This is a genomic window from Microcoleus pseudofavosus SVA1_A4, from assembly GCF_036700565.1.
Classification (GTDB): domain Bacteria; phylum Cyanobacteriota; class Cyanobacteriia; order Cyanobacteriales; family Microcoleaceae; genus Microcoleus.
In genome coordinates this window covers 1-25,312 of the sequence record NZ_JAUBPE010000067.1, presented here as the reverse complement: position 1 = coordinate 25,312, position 25,312 = coordinate 1, and the positions used below count along the sequence as shown (strand labels likewise).

General features: G+C 43.9%; 19 protein-coding genes and 1 pseudogene. 3 read left to right on the top strand and 17 right to left on the bottom strand.

Going from position 1 to position 25,312, the window contains the following annotated elements; all coding sequences use genetic code 11:
- Window positions 1-169 precede the first annotated feature (169 nt).
- From QUA02_RS24395 to QUA02_RS24340, 12 genes and pseudogenes are all read right to left on the bottom strand, one after another.
- Window positions 170-1,285 (bottom strand): Acg family FMN-binding oxidoreductase, encoded by a 1,116-nt coding sequence (locus QUA02_RS24395; RefSeq protein ID WP_333031620.1) that lies wholly within the window; start codon window positions 1,283-1,285, stop codon window positions 170-172.
- A 55-nt stretch (window positions 1,286-1,340) separates the two neighbouring features.
- Window positions 1,341-2,075, bottom strand: coding sequence for a ZIP family metal transporter (locus QUA02_RS24390; RefSeq protein ID WP_333031619.1), 735 nt, complete (start codon window positions 2,073-2,075; stop codon window positions 1,341-1,343).
- 206 nt (window positions 2,076-2,281) lie between these two features.
- On the bottom strand, window positions 2,282-3,076 hold the full coding sequence (locus QUA02_RS24385) for a DUF6920 family protein (protein ID WP_333031618.1): 795 nt from the start codon (window positions 3,074-3,076) through the stop codon (window positions 2,282-2,284).
- A gap of 8 nt (window positions 3,077-3,084) precedes the next feature.
- Window positions 3,085-4,218, bottom strand: coding sequence for a ferrochelatase (locus tag QUA02_RS24380; protein ID WP_333031617.1), 1,134 nt, complete (start codon window positions 4,216-4,218; stop codon window positions 3,085-3,087).
- A gap of 124 nt (window positions 4,219-4,342) precedes the next feature.
- Window positions 4,343-5,137 carry an SDR family NAD(P)-dependent oxidoreductase gene (locus QUA02_RS24375; RefSeq protein WP_333031616.1) on the bottom strand — a complete coding sequence of 265 codons (795 nt, stop codon included), beginning with the start codon at window positions 5,135-5,137 and terminating at the stop codon, window positions 4,343-4,345.
- Between the two features lie 88 nt (window positions 5,138-5,225).
- Window positions 5,226-6,230 (bottom strand): NADP-dependent oxidoreductase, encoded by a 1,005-nt coding sequence (locus QUA02_RS24370; RefSeq protein ID WP_333031614.1) that lies wholly within the window; start codon window positions 6,228-6,230, stop codon window positions 5,226-5,228.
- 168 nt (window positions 6,231-6,398) lie between these two features.
- Window positions 6,399-6,791 (bottom strand): cupin domain-containing protein, encoded by a 393-nt coding sequence (locus QUA02_RS24365; RefSeq protein ID WP_333031612.1) that lies wholly within the window; start codon window positions 6,789-6,791, stop codon window positions 6,399-6,401.
- Window positions 6,792-6,875: 84 nt separating this feature from the next.
- Window positions 6,876-7,605: pseudogene (locus QUA02_RS24360) on the bottom strand (SDR family oxidoreductase).
- 81 nt (window positions 7,606-7,686) lie between these two features.
- Entirely contained in the window at window positions 7,687-8,040 is a 354-nt protein-coding gene (locus QUA02_RS24355; protein ID WP_333031610.1) for a DUF5335 family protein, read from the bottom strand.
- A 94-nt stretch (window positions 8,041-8,134) separates the two neighbouring features.
- Window positions 8,135-8,674 (bottom strand): general stress protein, encoded by a 540-nt coding sequence (locus tag QUA02_RS24350; RefSeq protein WP_333031608.1) that lies wholly within the window; start codon window positions 8,672-8,674, stop codon window positions 8,135-8,137.
- Window positions 8,675-8,854: 180 nt separating this feature from the next.
- Window positions 8,855-9,844 (bottom strand): L-lactate dehydrogenase, encoded by a 990-nt coding sequence (locus QUA02_RS24345; protein WP_333031606.1) that lies wholly within the window; start codon window positions 9,842-9,844, stop codon window positions 8,855-8,857.
- A gap of 233 nt (window positions 9,845-10,077) precedes the next feature.
- Window positions 10,078-12,207: a response regulator gene (locus QUA02_RS24340; RefSeq protein ID WP_333031604.1), complete on the bottom strand. Its 2,130-nt coding sequence runs from the start codon at window positions 12,205-12,207 to the stop codon at window positions 10,078-10,080.
- A gap of 261 nt (window positions 12,208-12,468) precedes the next feature.
- On the opposite strand from QUA02_RS24340, the gene QUA02_RS24335 reads away from it, so the two are divergent.
- On the top strand, window positions 12,469-12,828 hold the full coding sequence (locus tag QUA02_RS24335) for a four-helix bundle copper-binding protein (protein WP_333031603.1): 360 nt from the start codon (window positions 12,469-12,471) through the stop codon (window positions 12,826-12,828).
- Between the two features lie 99 nt (window positions 12,829-12,927).
- Window positions 12,928-13,626: a DUF305 domain-containing protein gene (locus QUA02_RS24330; protein WP_333031602.1), complete on the top strand. Its 699-nt coding sequence runs from the start codon at window positions 12,928-12,930 to the stop codon at window positions 13,624-13,626.
- Between the two features lie 270 nt (window positions 13,627-13,896).
- Here QUA02_RS24330 and QUA02_RS24325 read toward each other — a convergent pair whose 3' ends face one another.
- The 4 genes from QUA02_RS24325 to QUA02_RS24310 all read right to left on the bottom strand — a co-directional run bounded on the left by QUA02_RS24325 (window position 13,897) and on the right by QUA02_RS24310 (window position 22,264).
- On the bottom strand, window positions 13,897-17,322 hold the full coding sequence (locus tag QUA02_RS24325; RefSeq protein WP_333031600.1) for a DEAD/DEAH box helicase family protein: 3,426 nt from the start codon (window positions 17,320-17,322) through the stop codon (window positions 13,897-13,899).
- Window positions 17,323-17,326: 4 nt separating this feature from the next.
- Window positions 17,327-19,417, bottom strand: a complete 2,091-nt coding sequence (locus QUA02_RS24320; RefSeq protein WP_333031598.1) for a GmrSD restriction endonuclease domain-containing protein — start codon at window positions 19,415-19,417, stop codon at window positions 17,327-17,329.
- 193 nt (window positions 19,418-19,610) lie between these two features.
- Window positions 19,611-20,729 (bottom strand): restriction endonuclease subunit S, encoded by a 1,119-nt coding sequence (locus tag QUA02_RS24315; RefSeq protein ID WP_333031596.1) that lies wholly within the window; start codon window positions 20,727-20,729, stop codon window positions 19,611-19,613.
- Window positions 20,726-22,264, bottom strand: coding sequence for a type I restriction-modification system subunit M (locus QUA02_RS24310; protein WP_333031593.1), 1,539 nt, complete (start codon window positions 22,262-22,264; stop codon window positions 20,726-20,728). Before QUA02_RS24310 ends, QUA02_RS24315 begins: the two co-directional genes overlap by 4 nt.
- Window positions 22,265-22,735: 471 nt before the next feature.
- Here QUA02_RS24310 and QUA02_RS24305 point away from each other — a divergent pair, with 471 nt between their 5' ends.
- A complete protein-coding gene (locus QUA02_RS24305; RefSeq protein WP_333031591.1) occupies window positions 22,736-24,727 on the top strand; it encodes a P-loop NTPase fold protein in 1,992 nt (663 codons plus the stop codon).
- A 55-nt stretch (window positions 24,728-24,782) separates the two neighbouring features.
- On the opposite strand, the gene QUA02_RS24300 is transcribed toward QUA02_RS24305, so the two are convergent.
- Window positions 24,783-25,088, bottom strand: coding sequence for a hypothetical protein (locus QUA02_RS24300; RefSeq protein ID WP_333031589.1), 306 nt, complete (start codon window positions 25,086-25,088; stop codon window positions 24,783-24,785).
- Window positions 25,089-25,312: the final 224 nt, after the last annotated feature.

Here is a 25,312-nt window from a genome sequence, read left to right as displayed (position 1 = left end):
TACTTAACGCCGCCATCTTGGCGGTTCCTTCACCGCCAAGATGGCGACCGTACTGTGATTTTGGGTAAGTCCTATTTATATTATAATTAAAAATTTTAAATATCATCTATCAATTGGAACAGTTTTGATTAAAATGTCATCTCTAATTAGACATACATGAGTGAATACATCATTTCCTCATAAACCAATCAACTGGACGGCGTAGTGAAACCGACGGTGGATAATTCTTCAAATAACCTGTTCGCAAGATAAATTGAATATTTTCATCTATCCCAATTGATTGATTCAGTTGTTGCCTCGTTGATGATTCTTCCAATATCTGAGTCATCGGATGAATGGCGATACTTTTTTCCCGCACTTTCAGGAAAAGTCTTTGCATTCGTCTGCCAGTTTCTAGCAGTGTCGCTACTGAATTATCTTTGCTAGTAATTAGAATCCAACCTGCCGATGCCGATACTTCTTTTTTAACTTTATCAAGCCCTGTCTCTCGAAAATCCTTTGTCATCACATTGTCTTTGCTGTAGAAATTCCGCACCACCCATCCAGAAAATCCTTCTATTTCCATACTTGCTGTTGTCAGCCCGTCACGATAGTTATCGGCATCCTTTGTGGAAAATCTGATCCAGTTGGCTAACTCTTGCTGCGCTGGGTTGCGATCGGATTGAATGCGATTTGCTTCAATAGTTTGTTCGTTTATAAATTGACTTTCTTTGCTGGTAGTAGGCAGATAATGAATATATTCCGATTCAGAATCGACAATATATTCCAAATCTTCTTTTTTCAGCACAGCACTTAAAAAATCGGAACGAACAGTTCGGCGATTTTTAATTTTGGCGATATCAAAATCTTTTTTTGATGCTTCTTCGATCAGTTTTACTTCCATTATCTGTTCGTCTTGATTGGTTGTAGCTAACAAATTCCAATGGCAAACGTAGCCAAAAGAACCAGCAGCATATTCCAGATTTTGAATGAAAGCGCCGATAGATAAAATCGTTTCTCTCTGAGTTGGGTCAACAGCAGGCAACCATTTACTTTTATCGTTGCCGATAATCCAGTGATAAGGTTCGAGATATTGGACAAACCAAGGTTGTGTATTGTGACCGCTTGGCGCGAGTGAGGCGAGAAACAAAATCTCTTTTTCGTCCGGCTTGAGAGTTTCATTGTTATCGTTTGACTGTTTCACATCCGTCCTTAAAAGATTACTTTTATCGCTTAATAAATAAGATGTTGTCACGATTGCAATTATTGTACCACCAGCAATACCGATAAATCTTATTCTGTTCATAATCAGTGTCCTTCTTAAGTTTAATTTGTTTAATCAAAGGCGTAGAGTTGCTCTGCTATTCAAGATAAGACGAGAACAGTATTGAAAGTGCAAAACTCCCGATAAATGTCAAGATAGACCAGTTTGTGTCTTGAGTTTGATGCGCTTCAGGAATAATTTCTTCAGCGATCGCCACCATCAAAGTGCCTGTTGTAAATGCAAGCACAACTAGCTTGGGAAGCTCGGCTTGTCCGCGCAATCCCCAATAGCCCAGCGTCGTGCCCAGCCAAACAGGAATAATAAATGCCGCAAGTAACAAAAATCGCAATGTTCGCTGCATATTTTGACTCTTAAACGCTGCATTAGTGACAAATCCTTCTGGAATGTGAGCTACAACTCTCCCCGATGCCAGCACTACTCCTAAATGAGGCGAGATCGTCAGACTGGTGCCAATCATTAATCCATCGCCAAATAAGTCGATCGCAATACTCAGAAAAATTGCCAAACTCACAGTATTGAGATCGATGCCACGCAGTCGATTTTTGCTTAAGTTGAGAAGTTGATTAACCCATACAAAAAAAGCTCCACCTAAAAACAATGCTAGAACCGTTGCCCAAACAGGTTTAGCGATAACGACTTTAGGTATCAGTTCGGTAGATACGATCGCCAGCAGTACGCCAGCAGCAGCGTGCAGTGCAAGTCCTAATGTTTGTTTTGATGTCGGCAAGGCTTCAGCAATCATTGCTCCCATGAAGTTGCTGACAACGGGCAAAGCTGATAGTGTTAGAGCAAATAGAAATTCCTGCTGCATAAATCAGGCTCCGCTAGCCGTAACAGACTCTTTGATATTCGATCGTTCTACCGATAGATTCCACCTAGCCCTAGCGATTAGAAATCGCGGCTATACAAACCAAGTCTGGATGGTGCGCGGACTAACTCAAAATTAAGGGTTTGAAACCCGCGCACATCCGGGTTTTGCCTGTGTAGCCGCGACTTCCAGTCGCCCGGTGTATGAGCCTATCGATAGATTGCATCATCGATTGTGGCTCGGAAAAATTCGCCTTCTGACTCAAACCGATCGGTACCGAAATACCATCCAACTCGCAGACGAGTCGGAATAGTGTAGCCAAAGAATGTGCGTTCTTCCTCCATAATTCCACCGAAGTCCATATAATGAAACTCAGAGCCATCAAGGTTATTCCAGCGCGGTAGCTTGCAGGTCTTGAGCCGACCCGTTCGATCGATGGTAAAATCTAGTTCGGCTCTCTCACCTTGCACTACAAAACTAGAATGTAAATGTGATGAATCCATGCTTGTCCATGACACATCATCACCACACAATGCAGATGGCAACCAGATTGACTCAGACTGAAGACGACCAACAGCAGATCGCGTAATATCAGTACCTGAAGCTATCATCACCGGGAAAATTCCTAAAAGCTTCCACTGCATAGAACCTACGCCGTCTATGAGGCGATCGGAACCCATAATTGGTAAGCCATTCATCCATGCCGTAGCACTCCAAATTAGTCCATGATCCCAACAAATTACTTGCTCTGCTTTGAATGGAATCCAACTCTTCAATTTGATTTCACCGTGCATCTGCAATCGAACCGCAGATGCGAGCTTAGTTCCAGGTGCGATCGCGTGTTCGAGATATCGTCTTGCTGTTTCTGGCAGGTGAGAGAGTTGATCTGAGTGGAATATGCGATCGTTAGATGTTGCTGAATCCCATAGCGTATTGAGAGAAATCTGTTTAGTCTGATGGACAATTTCGCTGGATCGTTGTAACCCCTTTTTTAGATCAATCATTATAAAGTTCAGTCAAAATCAAGTCTTCTAGTTTGAATGTGCTCATGGTGTTTCAGCACTGACAGCATTGCTTCAATGTCAGGATTTGCCCATTCTGCTGCTATTTTCAGAAAATCAGGATCGTCATTAACACAATCGAGCCGCGTGTAAGTCACCGTTGGATACTTACGCTGCAAAGATTGAATTACATCATCCACATCGAGAATGGTTTCAAAATTCTCAGTTGCCCAGCCGAGGGGTTTAAACAGAATGGTTTTAGCACCTGCTTCGATCAGGCTTTTAGCAGCTTGTTTCAGATTAGGCTGTGACCAATTCATGAAAGGCGTGTCATGATTTATCCAGCCGATCGAGACTAGCGGATATTGATGCTGCAACTGCGCTTGTACGCGATCGTAAAGAACTTGTCCATCAATCACTCCAGTTAACAGTCCTTGCGCTTTTTCTGGGCCGCCGTGAACCGTTAATATAATGCCAATCTGAGACTCAAAAAAGCCACTTGCGAGGGGCTGTTTTAGACTTTCCTTAATCTGACTTACCATCAAATCAATGTAGCTAGGTTCAGTCGCAAAGGCTGGAATATATCGAATTTTCTTAAAGGTCGAATGTTGAGACTCATTCTGAGCTGATTTTGCTGCAATCACCTCATTGACTTGTTCTACAGCTATTTTGCTCGTGAATGCAGAATCGACTACAAGCAAAGGATAAATTAGCAAATTCTCAAAGCCTTGCTCAATGATATCTGCTACAACTTCTTGCACAAAAGGTTGACAGAAATAAAAGCCTTTGAATACTTGTACGCGATTTCCCCATTTCTCTTGTAACTCTTCCTCAATACCAAGACGTTGTTTTTCAAAAATCTTATTTTCAGGTGACATGAAACGATCGTGTTTCACTCCAAAATTGTATAAATCTTGAAGTGTGAGAAACCAACCAGCAAGAGGATATAGCCAGTCTGGAATCGACACAAACTGAGCTGCAATGTACTTAGTTGCAGCTTGGTTATAACGACTCAGATCGCGATAAGATTCTACTTCACCATACCCTGCAAGCAATACTGCAACGCGATTTTCTTGTAGCAGCATTTCGCTATTGTCATCAAGTGGCGCGACGGGCTGCATCGATTGAGATGGATGAGTAATCATAAAAAAGTTCGGTAAGTGGGAAACGAGCGAACATTTGTAGGGTGCGTCAGAGGTAAAACCCTATTTTATCAATCAATAACTGGGACTGACGCACCCTACAATCTAGGTTCAATAGGCGAATTCATTAAACAATCGATCGCACCACTCCACCTTCGACTCGCAAGGCAGCACCATTAATTGCAGAGGCTAAAGGACTAGCAACAAATGCAACTAATGCAGCAACTTCAGACGTTAAAGCAAATCGCTGAATCAGTGAAGATGGACGAGTCTTGGTAAAAAACTCTTTCTCAACTTGTTCGGGTGAAATATTGTGATCCTTGGCGAGTCCCTCGATGAAAGTTTCCACTCCTTCGGAACGAGTTGGCCCTGGCAATACGGTATTCACCGTGACACGACTGCCTGCGGTTGTTTCAGCTAAACCACGACTCACGGCTATTTGTGCAGTCTTGGTAACGCCATAGTGAATCATTTCAACGGGAATATTCAAGCCAGATTCACTAGAGATGAAAATAATTCGTCCCCAATCTTTTTTTAGCATCAGCGGTAAGTAATGACGGGAGAGCCTGACACCGCTCATCACATTTACTTCCATAAAGTTCATCCACTCTTCATCGGAGATATCTTCAAATGCTTTAGCGCCATAAATTCCCAAGTTGTTGACCAAAATATTGACTTCTGGCACTTGTTGAAACAACAATTCAGCTCCTGCGGTTGTTCCCAAATCGGCAGCAATTCCCTGAAGTTTGGCATTGGGGACGCTTTGCTGAATGCTTTTGAGGGCATCGTTTACGCGCTCTTGCGTTCTGCCATTGACTATGACAGTTGCTCCTTCCTGGGCAAGTGTCGTGGCGATCGCGAGTCCAATTCCGGCAGTGGAACCGCTGACCAATGCAATCCGATCTGATAGTTGGAGATCCATACTTTCTTAAACCAATTAATGTATAAGCGAGCTAGGGTTTCAACCTGCTCGAATTAATGAAGCAATTACCCACTCAATTAGCGGCTACCTAATCCAATTTTACCACCATTTTACCAACATTTTTGCCTTCAAAAAGACCGATGAACGCATCCACTGCTCGATCGATTCCTGCCACCACTGTTTCCTGGTTCTTCAGTTTGCCAGCTTGGAAATAGCCGCCCACTTCTTGTTCAAATTCACTCTGGCGATCGAGCCAATCTCTAACGATTAGCCCTTTCATCGTCAAGCGTTTGCCAATCATATTAAATAGATTGGAAGGGCCCGGCTGCGGTTTTTCATCGTTATAACCGGAGATGCTGCCACAAGCGATAATCCGGCCGTGCACGCGCAATGCCGAGAGCGCCGCTTCCAGCGTTTCGCCTCCGACGTTATCGAAATAGACATCAATTCCGTCGGGTGCTGCTTGGTTTAGTTGTTCCAGAATAGGGCCGGCCTTGTAATCGAAGGCGACATCAAATCCGCATTCTTCCCGCAGAAATTTGATTTTTTCCATTGAACCGGCTGAGCCGATGACATGGCAGCCGCGCAATTTTGCCAGTTGTCCAGCCACACTTCCCACCGCGCCTGCGGCTCCCGAAACAAAAATAACATCGCCGGCTTTGACCTCTACCAAATTCAATCCAACCCAAGCAGTCATACCCGTCATACCGAGGGCACCGAGGTAAACCGAGGGGGGTTGAATATCGCGGCTGACCTGATGTAAATCTTTTGGTGCAGCTATGAAGTATTCACGCCAGCCATAGTTAGAAGTGACAACATCACCCGACTTGAATTCCTGGGCGCGGGACTCGATGACCTCGCCGACTGCACCGCCTTCGAGCGTTTTGCCCAACTCGAAGGGCGGAACATAGGATTTCCCCTCGTTCATGCGACCGCGCATATACGGATCTACCGAAAGGTAGAGATTGCGAACGAGCACTTGTCCGTCTTGCAGCGGCTTGATTTCGGTTTGGGCGATCGTAAAATTAGCTGCGGTTGGGATTCCGTTGGGGCGGGAGACTAGGTGAATTTCGCGACTCATGATATCTGTCATAATTTTATCCTAAATTACCGTCAAAACTGATTTAAAATGAGATGGAATAACTTCTCAAGAACAGGCAAAATGCCTATTCCCAAAAAGTTAATTTTATTGTGAGTCGTTGCTTCTAGCCAGCTCATAAAAGGCTTATTTCAAATGGTGCAAAACTCATTTAAACGCTTTCTATTCCGTAGTTTTGCCGTCGAAGTGTTCCTGATCGGCATCCGCGTCGCTGCGGTTGCGGTGGACTACGCCGTCCCGATGATTCGGTGGCGAATAGATCGTGTAGAGCCTCATCAACATATCGCCGGTATTGATGATGTTGTGCTTCGTTCCAGCGGGTACGATTACCGCAAAGCCCGAGCTAATAGGCGATCGCACGTCATCAAGAACTGCCTCACCTCTTCCCTCCTCTATACGAAAGAACTGGTCGAGCTTATGGACTTCCGCGCCGATCTCTTCCCCAGGTTTTAAGGCCATAACGACAAGCTGGGAATACTTTGCTGTGTAAAGGACTCGGCGAAAATCCTCATTTTTGATCGCGATACTCTCGATGTGTTGCACAAAACCTTTCATGGTGACTCCTTTAATTACTGCGATCTACGCAATTTCGATCGTGTCTTCGTTTTCGCTGTTTCATCATGTTCTTTGATTCTCAAATTACTGAAGTGTCGGACGGACGATCATTTCATTCACATCAACATCACTGGGCTGCTCGATCGCAAAGGCGATCGCACGAGCAATAGAATCTGCATCAATCGCTATTTTATAAAATGCGTTCATTCTGGCTGCTGTATCTTCATCGGTAATCATGGTGGTCAATTCAGTAGCAACGGCTCCTGGTGAGATATTAGTCGAACGGATTTCGCCGTTTGACTCTAGCCGCAACCCTTCAGAGATCGCTCGCACTGCGTACTTAGTAGCACAGTAGACCGCTGACCCCGGAAACACTTTATGTCCGGCCAGACGATAAATTAATGACGTGACCCGACTTTTGCTGACACATAATCGGCAATACGGCAGCAATCGCATAGAGAACGCCCTTGATGTTGACATCGATCATCCGATCCCATTCTTCCACCTTTACTTGGTCGAGGGCAGAGAGTGGCATCAAGCCGGCATTATTGATGAGTACGTCGATCCGGCTGTATGTACTCAAAGTTTTTTGCGCCAATGCTTCCACCTGTGCGCGATCGGTCACATCCGTCACTTGGTAGGTTGCAGTCCACCCCGATCGGGCGATCGCGTCAACCAATTCTTTGAGCCGATCTTCGCGGCGGGCAGCTAACATCAGTTTGGCTCCACTAGCAGCAAGTCGCTGTGCTGTCGCCTCACCTAATCCACTGCTGGCTCCGGTGATAATTACCACTTTGTTTTGAATTTCAGACATATTGACTGCTGCGGGTTATTGAGTGTGGGTCATAAAACATTGGATGCTGAAATCAGTTAAACTCAGCATTATTCAATCAGCTCAACTAGCTTGTAGCTTAATCAATGTTTGTGCACCAGCAACGTCACTAATCCGAACCGCCATCATCACGCCGTTTGAGTCCTGTCCCGTCAAGACTTCAGTTGGTGAATCGATCGTGTGAGCATAAGTCACCTCATCTTTACCCACTTCAATCACCAAATCATCCCCCTTGCCAGGGCGATCGTAAACCATCGCATGAAGAGGTGCGTCCTGAATCAGTTCTGCATCACCGAGTTCTGAATTGAGGATTTCGATGGAAATATGCCGTCCGCGATTACCATCTGAAAACTGATCGAAAAATTCACCCCATCGCTCGCTCGGCACAGATTTGTTGATGTCAATTTTATTTGTCATGTCATTATCATTCCTTGTGAAAAAATCTTAAAAACAAAAAGAGCAATACAATAGTTGCTAAGTTTCACTATTTTATTGCTGTTAGTTCAAAGCCTTAAACAGCCACAGACATATTGATTTCATGGCTAATTCTCTCTAGTCTCTGCTTCGCCTGACTGACATCATCCTCGCTGCCTGTCACAAGGATCGTGAACTCCCCTGCTTGGATTTTAGTCTCGTACTTCAGTACCTCGTTCTTCGGGATTCCTAATCCTCCCAAGGCACCCGCTAGTCCTCCTACAGCAGCAGCACCAGCGCCACCAACAAGCGTTCCTTCCAACCAACCCGCCAACACTCCAGCAACGGGGCCAGCAATAATGAGCGGAGCCATTCCGGGAATAAACAGCACTCCAGCCCCTGCTAAAATGCCAAATAAACCTCCCACGAAGCTACCCCAATAACCACCTCCTGCGGCTCCAGCTTTCGCTGTATCTTTCCAGGTTAGAAATCCGCGCACATTTTCAGTAGTCTGGTAGTCTTTGCCAATGATCGAGAGCTTTTCCATATCGAAGCCTTCTTTTTGCAACTCCAATACCACCCTTTCTGCTTCTGCATGGGATGGGAAAGAAGCAACAATCGTATGTGTATATGCCATGAGTTGGTTTCCTTGGTTGCAATTTGTCCGCACGATGGACAAGTTTGTTAATTTGGAGGTGCTTGTATGCAACAGTCCTTACATACCCACTTTGACTGTAATAAAACAATCTGAGGAACTTATGAGGAGTTAAGAGAGGTTGTTCATCAAGTGTTTCGTTCATACAAAGCTGGCGCGGCACTAAAGCGTCAGCTTGTCAAAAATGTCACGTAGGACTTGTGCAGAATGAATGAGTTGCTGTTGCTCCGTGTCGTTAAGGGTGAGGTTGACAGTTTTAATCACACCTTTTTCATTGACAACAGAGGGTAGACTGAGACATACATCGTGAATGCCGTAGAACCCATTTACAAGGTTGCTAACCGTAAGGATGCGTTCCTGACCGTGAAGAATGGTCTTGACTATTTCGGTCGTTGCCAGCCCGATCGCATAGGAAGTGCACCCCTTGAGTTTGATGATTTCGTAGGCAGCGTTCTTGACGTGCTCAAAAATCTCATTTAGATTGGCGTTGTCTGGCGATGGGCTACCCTGCTCATTATAGAGAGGCATTCCGGCAACATTCACCTTGCTCCAGACGGGTACTTCACTGTCGCCATGTTCGCCAATGATGTAAGCATGAACGCTTCGTGCATCAATTCCCATCTTCTCTGCCAGCAGGGTACGGAAACGGGCAGAGTCAAGAACTGTTCCAGAGCCTATTACCCTGGCCGCAGGAAATCCAGAGAGTTTAAGGGTCACGTATGTCATTATGTCTACTGGATTACTCACAACCAGTAGGGTGGCATTGGGACAATATTTGATCACATCTGCAATCAAGCTTTTAAAGATGACTACGTTACGCTCAACCAGATCCAGTCTGCTCTCTCCCGGCTTCTGGCTAGCTCCAGCCGTGATAATAACCAGGTCTGCATCCTGCCCTGCATCGGTAACGGTTCCAGCTTTGATATTGACAGAACCGATAAAGGGAGTGCCATGTATCAGATCCATGACTTCTCCCTGAAGCCGCTCTGTCTGAATATCCTGAAGAACCAACTCATCAAAGCAGTTCTGGATAATCATTGAGTAGGCACACGCCATTCCCACCTGCCCGGCACCAATAATGACACCTTTGCGAGGACGGATACTGACTTTAGCTTCAACACTGGGATTGGGCGTAAATAGCGTTTCAAACATAGATATTTCCCACGTAGGATGCTTTGGATGGGTAGTGACCGACCATGCAGTTTTCGTCGGGGTTGACGATCGCGTTCTGTTGTGAAAATCTTGACTATGCTATTGGTAGCGCAAAAAGTTCGCCAATAGAGCCTGATTTACCGAGTGGTTACTCCTATTTGACTGTAATAAAACAATCTGAGGAACTTATAAGGAGTTAAAAAAAGTTTGAGTTTGAGAATTTTAATAATGAATTAAGACTTCGTTTGTTTGAGAACAGCCCTAGAGTCTCCCGCAGAAAAAATACAGGCACACCCAGCAATTTTAGACTGATGCAAGGCTTCGGATGCGGCTTGATAAAGAGAATGCAAATCCGTTCCATTATCTGGATATTGAGCAATGCCAGCGCTAAATGCGATCCGAAATTGAGTTTGATCGGGAGCAACAAATTTTCTGTGGTGGAGCGTTGCTAATAATTGAGCGAGTCTTTGAATACCATCTGCCTTAATCATGCTAGATAAGGCAACCACAAATTCATCGCTCTCCCAGCGAGCAACGACTGCATTTTGCCTAAAAGTCTGCCGGAGCAACTGTCCCCACTGACGCATCACCATGTCGCCAGTATTGTACCCGTGACGATCGTTGATCTCTTTTAGATTGTCTAAGTCCAGAACTGCTAGACAGAGCGGCTGCTCCTGTTGATTTGCAAGTTGAAGGTATTTGTTTAAGTCTTGGGTTGACTTATGGCGGTTAGAGAGTTTGGTCAAATAATCTGTCTCAGCAGCATTCTGAAGGAGTTTGATCCGTTCTAGGCGATTGATGATGCGACTGACCAATTCTGGCCCTACGATCGGCTTGCTCACAAAGTCATCTGCACCCACTGAAAACATTTGATTGACGATCGCAGCATCGGTATGCGCCGTCAAAAAAATGATCGGCAAGCGCCCCCAGCGCGAATTGTTGCGGATAATTTTGCAAAGCTCAACGCCGCTCACAGCAGGCATTTTCACATCTAAAATTAGCAGATGCGGCGAGCAGGATTTCAACGTTTCCCAAAATTGTTGAGGATTGTTCAGCGTTGTTACGCTCAATCCCCAGGGTTCTAGGAACTCTTTTAAAGTTGCGAGAATCTGGGGATCAGCATCGACGACCATCACCCGTTGCTTTGCTGTCTCTGCTTGTTGTGCCGCTTGTGCGATCGCTTTCAGCACTTGAGCCGGGGGCAAAGGTTTGTGTAAAAAACTATGTCCGCCGAGTTGGGCAACTTCTAGGCGATCGGTTAATTGATCGTGACTGGTTAAAACTAGAACTGGCACAGAAGGAGTTTGATGACTGAGCTTTGCCAGCAGCCTTAAACTATCTGTTGTGGGATGAGTAATGTCGGGATCGAGTAGCACAACGGTAGGCGCATCTTGCTCAATTTTCGTTTCGGCTTCGGAAAGTGTCGTGGCGATCGCGCTCCGAAATCCCCAGTCCACTGCTTCATTCATCAACTGTTGGGCCAGTTGGCGATCGGGATCGACGATCAATAACAAAGGACGCTCATCCGCAAACAGAGACTCTTCCGGCTCGATTCGTTCTGTAGTTAAGTCGTTTGAGGCGCGATCGATTTCTTGACGCTTGGATAAGGCGCTGATGGTTTGTGGTTGAATCGGTTGAGTCGCTTCATGAGACGTGAGTTGAGCCGTCTTGGTTGAATCAGCGATCGCTTCCAAGGGTTTAAGCCGATAACCCAGTCCATAAACCGTTTCAATCAAATCTGTGGGAGCGCCGACCCCTCTAAATTTCTGCCGTAGCCCCTTAATATGAGTTCTCACGGCATCTTCGCTAGGAGTCTCTCCATAAGCCCAGATTTGATCCAAAATTACGCTGTAGGTAAAGACTTGACGACCATTCCGCAAAAAGAACTCTAGGATCGAAAACTCCTTGGGACTTAAGGATAGAAGTTGCCCTGCGTAAGTAACTTCACGACTTGTCGGATCGAGCCGCAAATTACCCTTCTCCAGCACAGATTGAAAAGCCGTTCCTGTGCGACGCAGCAAGGCTCGAATTCGAGCAATCAATACCTCCTGATCGAGCGGTTTCACCAGGTACGAATCGGCACCTGCATCTAGCCCGATCGCTTGATCGTGACCACTGCCTCGCCCTGTTACCACCAGAATTGGCATTTTATAGTCGTGCGCTCTGACTCTACGACAGAGACTTATTCCGTCTAAACGAGGGAGCGTAATATCTATCAGCAGTAAATCATAGTTATAAATAACAATCAGTTCCCAAGCTGCCTCACCATCGTTAGCAACTTCAACCACGTAATTTTGGTTGGAGAGCATATAAGTAAGTAGGTCGGCAATTGCCTCATCATCTTCTACCACCAAAATTTTCATCAGTCTAACTCCTTTACAGGCTGGGTCAGGTGGTCGGAATCCTCCAATAATAATGGGAAATAATGAAATCAGGATGAAAAGAATTGCTCATCGCCAAAAATCTGGAAAAATCTTCCTAAAGACGTAAACCTTGAATCGCTCATAGGTTTCTCATAGTCTGAGCGTAGCTTGAGAGATATAAGAACTTAGTCATCCCCTAACCAAGGTGAAGGGCATAACAATCTGTTCTTCGTTGTGTTGATTCTTTAGGAGCTTAAAACTATGACTACTACTACTACTAAATCTCATCAATCTCTGCTAGAAACCTGCATTCAGAATTGCCTCGACTGTCTTCGTGAGTGTGAGCAATGCGGAACCGCTTGCTTAACCAGTGACATGGTGCAGATGATGGCTCAATGTATTAAGCTATGCCGCGATTGCGCTGATACCTGCGCCCTCTGCGCTCGGTTCATGGCTCGTAATTCTGACCTGCACGCTCAAATGTGTGCGGTTTGTGCAGAAGCGTGCGATCGCTGTGCGACTGAATGTGAGAAGCACGACCACGAGCCGTGTAAGAAGTGCGCTCAAGCCTGCCGTCGTTGTGCTGAATCTTGCCGTCAGATGGCTAAAGCAACGGCATAAAACCATTTATTTAGCGCAGTGGCTGTTGCATGAGCGATCGCGTCTTGCTTTGCAGCAGCCAGTATTGAAACCTAGTTATTCTTCAAATCAGGTGGAGTTATGAATAAGAAGTTTTTGGTGTACAGCTTAGTCGGGCTACTTAGTAGTGGTGCTATTACTGGATTTGTCCTTATCAACAGCGAACAAGTTCAGTCATTACCTGCACCAGAAAATCCTCAACAACCCAGATCGGTTCGAGTCGATCGGCATTTTATCGAAATGATGATCCCGCATCACCAAGATGCGATCGCAATGGCTGATCTTGCTTTTAGTCGCGCCAAACGCCCAGAAGTTAAAAAATTAGCCCAAGCGATTAAAAAAGACCAAACTCGTGAAATTCAAGAGATGCGTAGCTGGTACAAACAGTGGTTCGGCAAAGAAGTCCCTGCCCATTCAATGAATGACATGGGCATGATGGGAGACCACCACAACCAAGGGCAGGGCACAGGCTCAGGCATGATGGGTCAGGGTCAGGGCATGATGGGTCAGGGTCAGTGCATGATGGGTCAGGGCATGATGGGTCAGGGCATGATGGGTCAGGGCCAGGGCATGATGAGCATGAAAACCGACCTCGACGCGCTCAAGAAAGCCCCGGACTTTGACAAGGAATTTGTGCGACAAATGATTCCCCATCATCAAATGGGGGTGATGATGGCTCAGATGGCATCTGAGTGTGCTTCTCATCCAGAAATCCGTACTTTGGCTCAGTCAATCATCACATCTCAGAGCGCTGAAATCGCACAGATGCAAGGATGGTAACAAGCCTGGAATCGATAATCTAGCTTAGTTTAGCAGGGTAAGCGATCGTTTCTGATCCCTATTTGTATTCACCTGGAAGAACAGAAAAATAATTGTCCGTTGAGGTCTTTCCTACAATCTGGAGGTTAGCTATTTTTGGTTTTAAACATTCAAGAGCGAGGAAAACTGCCACTTCCCGTGTTCCTCAACACCAAAAGCCAGGGTTCACTGCAATCACAATTGTCCTTCAGCCAAGATTATTTGTAACGCCCCAGGTTTTACTGCTGTGTCTTATGCAGCCCGTGTAGAAACTTCTTCAAGAATAGAAAATAATTCATCTAGCTGAGTCGAGGTAAATAATCCCTCTGGCCCCTGTGGCGTAATGTCGGTAAATGGAGATTCATAGAGGATTGCTGCATCCATTACGCCATGTGCGGTTAGGTAATTCACAATCATATCCACAAACTCAATCTGATTGGAGTTAAGATTTTTGCCAGATATAAACCTCGCTAATTCCTGCTTGGCTACCTCTCGATCGAGTCCTACTAAGGAACGGACGAATAAGCCTAACCCGTGTGACTCTTCTTTTGCACGGTCTATATCCTCCTCTACGCCTAATTTGTTTTCTAGCAATATCTTCTCTAACTCAGATAAATCGGATGGAGTGAGCTGTTTGTTAGTTCGCAGCTTAAAAATGACCACATGATCTTGATGCGATCGCAAAAAAGCCCTGGCTTTTGCACGGAATTTCTCAAAGTTATCTAATGCTGTAAAACCAGGCAACTCTACTATTATTTCATCCCCCATTACATCCTCAAAGTCGGTGTAAATAGGTTGGCGTTTTTGTTTCTCAATTAGCTTGATTAACCCCCGTAGGCGTTTGCGTAACACCTCCAGCATTGGTAATGTCACATCTTGCCACCACTCATCGGTTTGTACATCCTGAATCAGGGCTAACTGTTCTTGCACGAAGGGAATGGCAGATTTCTCCTCTAGCAGTCCTGCAAGTGACTTTACCTGTTCTTGTAAACGCTTAAACGTAGAGTCAGAGCGCAGGATTGCTAATTGTAACTTCAGCATCAGAACATCAAATCTTTTTATTTCTTCTGTTTCTGTTTCCAATTGGGAAGGCAAACCAGCTATTTCTTGACTAAGTTCCAGAAAATCATCGATCGATAGCGACGCCCATGCTGCGGAATTAGCATATTTCTCTACGAATCGTTGTTTAGGTCGCACTATGAAGTTTTCAGGATTCATAGCCGCCACTTCGGTATTGAGTAAATTGGCTAGTTCCTGGCGCAATTCTGCATTGGTCTTGGGTTCTTTAGAGGCAGATTGATACTCTTGAAGCTGATTCAGTTTTGCTGAATTAATGGGTTGATTTTCAGGTATTTTTTTATCTAACTCTCCGATTAATTCTAATCGAGCGGTAAACAGTTGCTGACCCAATGATTTAGTTATTGGTGCATTAACCGTCTCGGAGTTGTGTTGAAAAAACTCTAAATTTTGGCAATAATCAAACAGGTAAAAAAATTCTTTATCTTGCCCTAGCCCAAATAAGTCAGGACATAGCCTCGTACCTCGTCCTATCATCTGCCAGAACTTAGTTTTGGAACGAACAATTTTGAACAGCACCAGATTAACTACCTCTGGCACGTCAATCCCAGTGTCGAGCATATCCACCGAGATTGCGATATGAGGTTCTTTATCTTTTTGGGAAAAGTTATCAATCAGACTTTGAGGATAGGAGGTTTTGAAGGTAATGACACGGGCAAACTCACCTTTAAGGTGTGGGTAGTTGGCATTGAACCGCTCAGCAATAAATTCTGCATGATCTTGATTTTTAGCGAAAATAATGGTTTTGCCGAGACGATCGCCCCCAGCAACCTTTAACCCCCTAGTCATCAGATGCTCTAGCACCTTATCCACGGTATCTTTATTGAATAACCACTTGTTGACTGCTTCTGCTTCTACGCGCTCAGGGGCATTACCTTCGTCATCCCATTCAAGCGCATCCCATTCTTCTCTTTCGGATTCAGAGAGTTCACCATAATTAATGCCTTGTCGCTGAAACTTAAGCGGCACTGATACAGCTTTAAGCGGGACTAGATAACCATCCTTTACGGCATCTTCAAGCGAGTAAGCATCGGTAGGTACGCCATTCTCTAAGTCAAAGAGTCCGTAAGTGTTGCGGTCAATTTCATCCTTTGGTGTAGCGGTTAGCCCTAGCAGGACAGAATCAAAGTAGTTGAAAATTGTGCGGTATTTCTGAAAAACCGATCGGTGAGCTTCATCAATAATAATTAGGTCAAAATGCCCTACCCCAAAACGACGCTGACCGTCACGGGTATCATTAATTAATCCCATCATGGTGGGATAGGTGCAAGCAAATACTCGTCCTTCAGTATCTTTTTCTGTGACTAAGTTTACTGGCGCGGCATCGGGGAGATGTTTCTTAAATACATTGATTGCCTGATTTACCAAAGCTACACGATCCGCTAGAAATAGAACCCGTTTCGCCCAGTTACAACGCATCAGCAGATCGACCAAAGCGATCGCGGTTCTGGTTTTGCCTGCACCAGTCGCCATAACTATCAGGGCTTTGCGGTCTTTATCAGTCTCTAAGGCTTCGGTAATGTGACGGATGGCACGAGTTTGATAATATCGTTCGGCAATGCTAGGGTTAATGGTGGCTGCTGCTAAAGATTTACGGGTAGTTCGGCGCTGTATAAGTAATTGTAATTCAGTTTTTTTATAAAATCCTTGCACCTGTCGCGGTGGGTAATTAGTATCATCCCACAGCCAATGCTCGTAACCGTTAGAGTAGAAAATAACTGGACGCTGATTAAATTGGTTTTCTAGGCAATCGGCATATAGCTTAGCCTGTTGTTGCCCGATGCGGGGGTCGTTTCGGGTGCGCTTAGCTTCTACGACTGCCAGAGGTTTACCATCATCGCCCCAGAGGACGTAATCAACAAAACCTTGACCTGATAAATTGGGCATCCCTGTAACCGGAAACTCCCGATCGCGTTGTCGATCTAAGTTCCATCCTGCTTCTTTTAACAAAAGGTCTATAAAAATATCGCGGGTTTTTGCTTCTGAATAATCATGGGTATCGGGTTGGGTGACACTGGCTTGTTTGACTGCTGCCAATTCTGCACGTAGTTGTTTCAGTTCTTCATCAATTGCGTTTTTGTCTGCTAGAAGTATTGAGAGCTTTTCATCGCGATCTCGTAGTTGAGTTCCTAGTTTCTGAAGTTGTTCAATGGTTTGCTTAGGAACTGGTGCAGTCTTGGGCAATGCGTCAGAGTTGAAGGTAAGCCCCGCATTTGGTTTGCTACTGCGTCCATAGGTGTGGGCTAACCAATATGTAACATGAAACAACTCTCGTACAGCATTTATAGCATCATTAACAGGGATAGGTCTGGCGCTGTGTACTGCCGGATTTCCTAGTTTGATAATGACTCTTGCTTTGTTAAATATTCCTTCACCTACTAAGGTTTTAAAAGTAGGTTCGTGAATTAAAGCGCTTAGATTATCTTGATAGGGCAGTTCTAGGGAATTATCGTACTTATATAACCAATTTACGGTTAACTCCAAAGTTCGACGCGCATAAAAGCAGGCAGTGCGAGGGTCGGGATGTACTGCATCAACTGCTTTGGTGGCGGATTCATAAATTGTAGGGAATTCAGCTTGGAGGAAAGCAAAGTTACTCATTGGACTACTCTATGCCTCCCATCTGTCTCTCAAGTGACTGTCGCACCAACCCTATCACATAAGGTAACTCATCAAGCGATGCCAGACCAACCTCTACATCACCATTACCCCAGCGCCCTACACTCGATACATCTTTGCAAACGCCTTTGGGATCATTGATTTCGGGAAATGGCATATTGAACGAGATGCGTAACCGCTTGGTTTGGGGTACTATATCCACAAAGTTGGATTCTGCTTTGTAGGCAACGTAAAGCTTGAGAAATTCCTCGGTCACGCAGTCATCAAGCGCCAGAACTTCTTTCCTGAAGACTTTAAACACCTCTGCCATTGTTCCCGAAACCAAATATGGGTGATCTACTATGGTATAGCCTAGTTGGGCGGGCTTGGATTTATAGCACTCAAGCACGCTGGTTTCTAACTTAGGGGCTGCCCAGACATCGAGTGCTATGGTAGAAAGTCGGTCTGCCCGTTGCCGGATGGCCTCTTCATCCCACTGTTCTACCATTCCAAGCCCCTGATTTAGCTTCAGTGGACTTTCTTTAAAGCCTCCTGGCATATCACGCTTTTGAGCAAATGTTTTGTCACTGTATTCCGAGTTGTATCCGGTAAGAGTCAGGTTGCCGATGGTGTGTAGGTAAGTCTGCTGAATTCGCTGCCACTCTACGCCCAGTGCTGTCTTCCAGGCTGAAGAAAGGTTTTCGTTCTGGGGCAGAATGTGCTCGATGGTGTACTCGTCCACCAACACTTGTTCCTTGCGCTTGTGATTTTCCAGACGACGCATCCAGTAACTGCGACTGCGGAATTTATAGAGGTCTTTGGTTTGCAGTTCGCGCTTAAACTCCTCATCGTTAGGAAAGCGCCGATATGATGGCAATAGAAGCAAGTAAGCTTGAATGCTTTCGATGTAGCGATCTTTCTTAACAGCTTTTGTGAGGGTAGCGAAAGTTTTGTTTTGCGAGTTAGTAGGGATGGCACAGATGGCACGACGGAATACATAGGATTCAACCAGCCGTACTGCTGTCAAAAAGTCCGCCTTGGGAAAATCACCCGAAGCGTAATCGTGATAAAGCTCCAAGAGGAAAGGGTAAGCTACATCCACCTTCAACTCTCGCAGGTCTTGGAAGGCTAATCTAAGGTCAGGGTCTGGTTCAGCGCCCAATGTCATGGCGCAGTAGTAACGGGCAAACGTGCGAAGATCCGCTACCATTGGCTCCACCCCAGCCTTAGCTACATCCGGCGATCGCGCGTGAGCTTTGAATGCTTCATAAACTTCTCCCTGATTAGGAATATTACCAGTTTTCACCGTTAAAAAATGGCGCATGAAGCTATCGAACTGTGTACCATAAGCCTCTTGTCCAAACTCTACTTCCATAGGTCGCCAATATTGCTCATAAAGCTTAGTCTGGAGCTGAGGTTCGAGTCCCATGAGGATGTAGTTACGGATTAGATCGGCTTGACTTAGCTCGCGACCAGTTGAGTTCATACTCTCGAAAATGAGTTGTGGATTGTCCTGATCTCGGCTAAGGGCAACATCTACAACTAACAGTTTTGCTAGTCCTTTGCATATAGTCGCTAGCTTATCCTTAGAATCTTTAATCAACGAGTCGAAAAGTTTTAAGTTTTCTGTCACGCGGATGGAATAGTCTTTGGGTTGCTCGGATTTATTGAGAATGGCTATAAGTGAATCCTTATCTGTTTGCGAAAGAATCAGTTTGAAGTGCTGTTCTCCATCTTCTTCAGGGTTAAGTAAATAATAGTTTCGTAATTTGCGCTGTGAAAAACCTTCTACTGGCTCAGTATCATCAAGGGCATTAGCCAGTGCTGTAATTAATAATGTAACTGTTGTTAGGCGTTGCTGTCCGTCAATTACCAGCAGTGGTGACTGGCTTGATACTTGGTAAAGTCCTTTTTCGATGTAGACAATAGAGCCAAAGAAGTGAGTAGTAATGTCATCGTTGGAGCCAGTACGCAGGATGTCATCCCACAATTGCCGACATTCCTTTTCTGTCCAAGAGTAGGTACGCTGGTAAATGGGGATAACGAACTGCGGGGACTTCTTGATAAAGGCAAGCAGTTTGGCTTCGGTGGCTTTCATGTTATAACTCTCCTCGGTAAATAATATCGGCGTTGATTTTGTCTGTTAGATAGGGTAAAACCAGCAACAAGAATAGACACCGCTACCATATCGCGCATTTCAATGTCCTTAATTACACCATTAGAATTGCCTCCATGCCTGATTCCTGGATAGTTAGAGGCAAACCAAACTCCAAGGAATTCTCTACGCATAACTATAACTCTCCTCGGAATGCACGATGTTGGAGGGAGGCGAAGAGGGCATCGAGTTCTGACAGTGAGGCGCGGTGTGCTGCTTTGAGTTTTTCTACGGCCTCGGCGCGGCGGGCAAATTCTTGTTGCAGAGAAATGGATGGACAAAAAATTATAAATTTTCTGATTTCTTCAAGATTAACCGTTTTCTGCGCGACTCCACGAGCAGATCGATCAGCCTGACGCTTTAAAGATGGTGAAGCAAGCATCGCACATAAAAATTGTGAATCTATGAGATTTGAATCAGGTTTAATGTGTGCAATGTGGCGCTGAAAAGCAAACTTACGCTGAGTCTTGACAATTACAGGAACACCGTATGATCCAACTGTGGAATAGAGAACATCGCCGACTTCAATTGGACATCTCCGTGTTAATTCTTCGTGAGTTTCACTAGAGATGAATTTTGCAGTATCAAAAGTTATTTCGCCAGAAATAATATTACTTACAAATAGAAATGGATAACCTGATGTACTCCATTTTGGCGGTTGATGAGTTCCATCGGTAATTCGTTTGCATACTTTAGCAAGAGGTAGAGTTTTTATATTCTTAGGATTTGTAACTGGATCACCAAACATTTCTATGAAGATGGCTTGGGTGAGGGTGTCGAGTTGTGCGATCGCCTCCCGACGTTTAGACCTGAGTTCTTCGGCGCGATCGAGTACCTCTGCAATCCGCTTCTGTTCTTCCAAGGGGGGAAGTAAGAGTCGCTGGCGGTAAGCATCTTCACGATTTAACCCTGGGACTGCCGCCGCCTTGTTAAGTTTTGTTAGACCGAGACCCGACAACTGGTAAGCAAGCCATTTGAGATCAGTTTCTGTAGCGCTTTTGTCAATGTAGTAAGTAGTATCAATTGGCCAGCAGGAAACATTGGAGAAATTAACCTCACCTAACGAACCTTTACGTCCTATCACGATGGTAGATCCATCTGTAATTGCTTCATGGTGCTGCCCAATAATCCCGTTTGAGCCAAACACTGGAATATTACCTCCAGTTCGTTTGAGTTCAGGTAAGCTTTTACCATACTTAAACTCGCAAATTTCACCTAGTGAAACCTCTGTCCATGATGTAGAGAGATTCTTCATCCCAACATCCCCTCTAGTTCCTTCATCCCCTGCTGAATCTCCACCTCTAACCTTGCCAAATTAGCAAGGATGTCTTTAGGTGCGCGATGTTCCACTTCTTCATGCACCACTTCCTTATAACGATTCAGGCTCAGGTCATACCCCTGAGAAGCAATATCAGCCTTCGGTACACAAAAACTCTGAGCAGTGCGCGGTCGCTCTCGTTCTGTAGTATTCCGCAGTTGCCAACGAGTCAACACATCCGGTAGATTATTTTTAGTATGTTCCTCTGCTGTTAGCGGGGCAGTCGGTACAGCACCTAATTTATCTTCAGAAAGCAAAGGCGCTCTTTTATCGTCCAAACTCCACCCGTCAGCATTCACATTGTAGAACCAAACAGAATCAGTTCCACCTGAGTTAGTTTTAGTAAATAGTAAAATCGCAGTAGAAACACCCGCATAAGGCTTAAATACACCACCAGGCAGAGAGATTACAGCATCAAGCTTCTGCTCTTCCACCAACAAGCGTCGCAATTCCTTATGTGCCTTAGAAGAACCAAAAAGCACCCCATCTGGCACAATAACTGCCGCCCGTCCCCCAGGCTTGAGCAATCTCAAAAACAGAGCCAAAAATAGTAATTCAGTTTTCTTGGTTTTGACGATCGCCTGCAAGTCTTTAGCCGTGTTCTCATAGTCCAATGAACCAGCAAAGGGTGGATTAGCGAGGACAAGGCTATAAGATTCTTCATCACCAGAATGTTCCTGTGCCAGCGAATCCTGATAGCGAACATCCGGGTTTTCTACGCCATGTAAAAGCATATTCATACTGCCAATCCGCAGCATGGTATTGTCAAAATCGAAGCCGTGAAACATCTGATGGTGAAAATGTTGCTTCATCTTGGTATCGCGCAGAATTTCCGGGTGATGCGATCGCAGATATTCATTAGCAGCCACCAGAAAACCGCAAGTCCCACTAGCTGGATCGCAAATCACATCGCCTGGGCTGGGTGCAGTCAGTTCCACCATCAACTGAATAACGTGGCGCGGTGTGCGAAACTGTCCGTTTTGTCCAGCGGAGGCAATCTTGCCCAACATATATTCGTAAAGGTCGCCTTTAGTGTCCCTGTCTTCCATCGGTACACCATCGAGCAAATCCACCACTTTAGAAAGCAGGGCCGGTGTCGGAATTGTGAAGCGGGCATCCTTCATGTGGTGTGCGTAAGTCGAACCATCGCCTCCCAAAGTCCGCAGGAAAGGGAAAACATGATCGTTGACGACCTCAAACATCTCCTTCGGTGCAAAATTCTTGAACCTCGACCAACGCAAATCCTCGTAGGAGCGTTTTTTGATATCTTCCCCCTCTGGGAAAATCCGGCGTTCCATTGGGCGCTTGAGCCGATTAGCTTTGTTTTCTTCCAGAGTCTGTAAATCGTCGAGACGACGCAGAAACAGCAAATAAGTAATTTGCTCGATGACTTCGAGGGGATTGGAGATACCACCAGACCAGAAGGCATCCCAGATTTTATCTATTTGACTTTTGATTTCCCCAGATATCATATTGCGCTTTCTTGTCCCATAGATAATTCTAAAAATTAGGGTGATTATCAGTTTAGCTTGGATATGGTTTTGCTGGAGATATGCACCCAAAATCTATCTGCTGCTTGTACTTCAGTTTGAAGGTTTGACCCTCTAGCTGCTGCTGAAGGTGATGGCGAGGGTGGCGGGCGAATTAGGTCGATGCGATGGCATCGTTGCATTTTCGGTTTTGCCCTCCTGGTGGAATGTCTGGGGTACTGCTGGCATTTGGTGGCGATCGCTCTTTCTTGACTCGCGGTATCAGCCTACTTCCTGGCCAATGATGTTGAAGACTAATGCAGTGATAGTGATATAATAGCCGATCGTTAAGCAAAATAGGCGATCGTACAATTCTTTACGGCGACTGATAAAATAAAGATTATTGCAGGACGGTCGATCGAATTAAATGATTGATACTTCTTGACCTTATTCATTTTACCAACAAAAAAACTTATGCCAGACCAAATAACTAGCACAAATAATCAGTATATTTATGAGCCAAATCAGCATATCCAACAATACTTAGACTATTACTGTGAATTACCTCAGTCCCCTAAATTCGCTATTTTGCTTAAAGGAAAATGGGGTTGTGGCAAAACATGGTTTATAAATCAGTATCGTGAAAAATTAAAAACAAAAGGTAAAAAATCTTTATATATTAGCCTATATGGCATCACTAATTATTCAGAAATAGAAGACAGTCTTTTCAAACAATTGAATCCTTTGAATCATTTACTTGCATCTAAAGAGATGGTGATAGTGGGTAAAATCTGTAAAGGTTTACTAAAAGGCGCATTAAAAATTGATTTAGACAATGATGGTCAAGAAGATGGAAGATGGAGTTTTTCTATTCCAGATATAGACATAGATAAAAAATTTAAGGATTCTCAATTTAGCCTTTTAATATTTGATGACTTAGAACGTTGTAGCATAAATATTGAAAATATATTGGGATATATCAATAATTTTGTAGATTCCCAAGACTTAAAAGTAGTCATAATTGCAAATGAAGATGAAATAAATAACGATCGAGACAAACAAGAAAAATACAACAAAACCAAGGAAAAACTAATTGGGAAAACTTTTGATGTTTTTCCTGATTTGTCAGGGGCATTAAATATAACCATCAATCAAATATCTAATTCGCAAGTCAAAGAAATTTTGACAAAAAACTTGGCTCTCCTTCAAGAGTTGTACCTGCAAGCAGAATGTAAAAATTTAAAAATTTTGAACCAAGTAATCTTAGATTTTCAACGAATCTTTGAAGGCTTACCAGAAAAAGCTCAGAATAAATCAAAATTAGTAGAAGAAGTCTTAGAACTATTAATAATTTTTTCTATTGAAATTGCTTGTGCAAGACTTCATCCCCAAGAAATCAGTCGAATAGATCAGGAGTTAGCTAAAGAAATGATGTCAGAGAGAAGAAGCAATAACCATAGTAATTTAACAGAAAAAAATAATGCTAATGCTGAACATAAAGATTCTATATTCAAAAAGTATCAAAACCTTTATAAATTCTCTTACTTTAATGTATTGCTACCTTTTTCTGGACTGTACCCTAGCTTATTATGGTGGGAAGCTTTTTTTGACAAAGGTCTGATCGATCGGCAATATTTTGAAGAATCACTGCCAAATTCCAAATTTTTCCAAGAGGAAAACGCACCCAATTGGATGAAATTGTTGCGTTATACTATGCTTACCGATCGAGAATTCGATAAAACACTTGATCTAGTTAAATCAGAGTATCTGAATAGGGCTTTTGAAGATATCGGAATAATCAAGCATATTACCGGATTATTCTTACTATTTTCTGATATTAAGGTATACGACAAGGACAAAAAATCTATTATTGATGAAGCTAAAGAATATATTGATCAACTAAAGAATTCTGGCAGGCTAGATACAGAGTATCGTTCTAATCCATTCGGAGATGTTTATATGAGTATTGAATTTAACAGTAAAGACGATCCAGGCTTTAAAGAATTTGATAATTATATTAAGCAATGTCAAGAAGAAGTAAGGATTCAAAATATGCCCAATGAAGCTAAAAAGATACTAGATATGATGCAAAATAACATCGCTATGTTTCAACATACAATATTTTTTAATGCTGGCAGCAATTTCGATAGTTTAGGGCAAAAATCTTATTATGATTATCCCATCTTGAAATATTTACCTCCCGAAGATTTTATAAAAACATTTTTGATATTGCCTTATCAGGATATGAGCTATATTTTTTACTGTCTAAGAAACAGATATAGCAGCCCAAATTTTGTGAAAATTTTAGTTGATGAGCTAAATTTTCTGAAGGAGCTTCAAAGTTTATTACTAGCAGAAATTTATAAAAAAAGAGGAAAAATTAGCGGATACTTATTAAGGTCTCTCAATGAAGAATACTTAGAAGGAATTATTAGTAATCTCGAACAAGTAGAACAACCTTTTTAAGGGTATTGACTCTGCGCCGTCTGTCACCCGCCCATCAAAAAAAAACCAGCATCGGTTATTTTCTCGCCAAATCGCCAAGGCGAACGGATTCAGCAACGATACCCGAACCAGACTGCAATCCATAACCTTCTACATATTCTCTAGCTAGTTTGTAAGCCCAATAGGGAAAATCTGGCTCTACGAAACACCGCAGTGCATACTCTAGCTTTAGTAAATCTCCGCTGCGGACAAAGCGCACCGTCGTCCACCTAAAATTGCGGTAGTCATCCCCTTGCAACCCATCAATGTCTCTCAATAAGTTTCTGAGAGATTGCCTGCTTTCGTAACTAGGACTTTCTAAGGAATGAAAATTTAATAACATCAGCGATGTATAATAAATAAATGAGTGAATATGAATAGGTTTATGTTGCGGTAGAGATGTCAAATATTATACCTACTTGGTTCTTCTTATGTCGCCCAGGATTTTTTGATTTAAATCATTTGTTACTAATTAATTTATGTGTTACTCAGACGAAATTACTGATTTAATGCGAAAACATCATCAGTCTTTATCTGAAAAAGAGCAAAGAAAATATGCAGCGATAG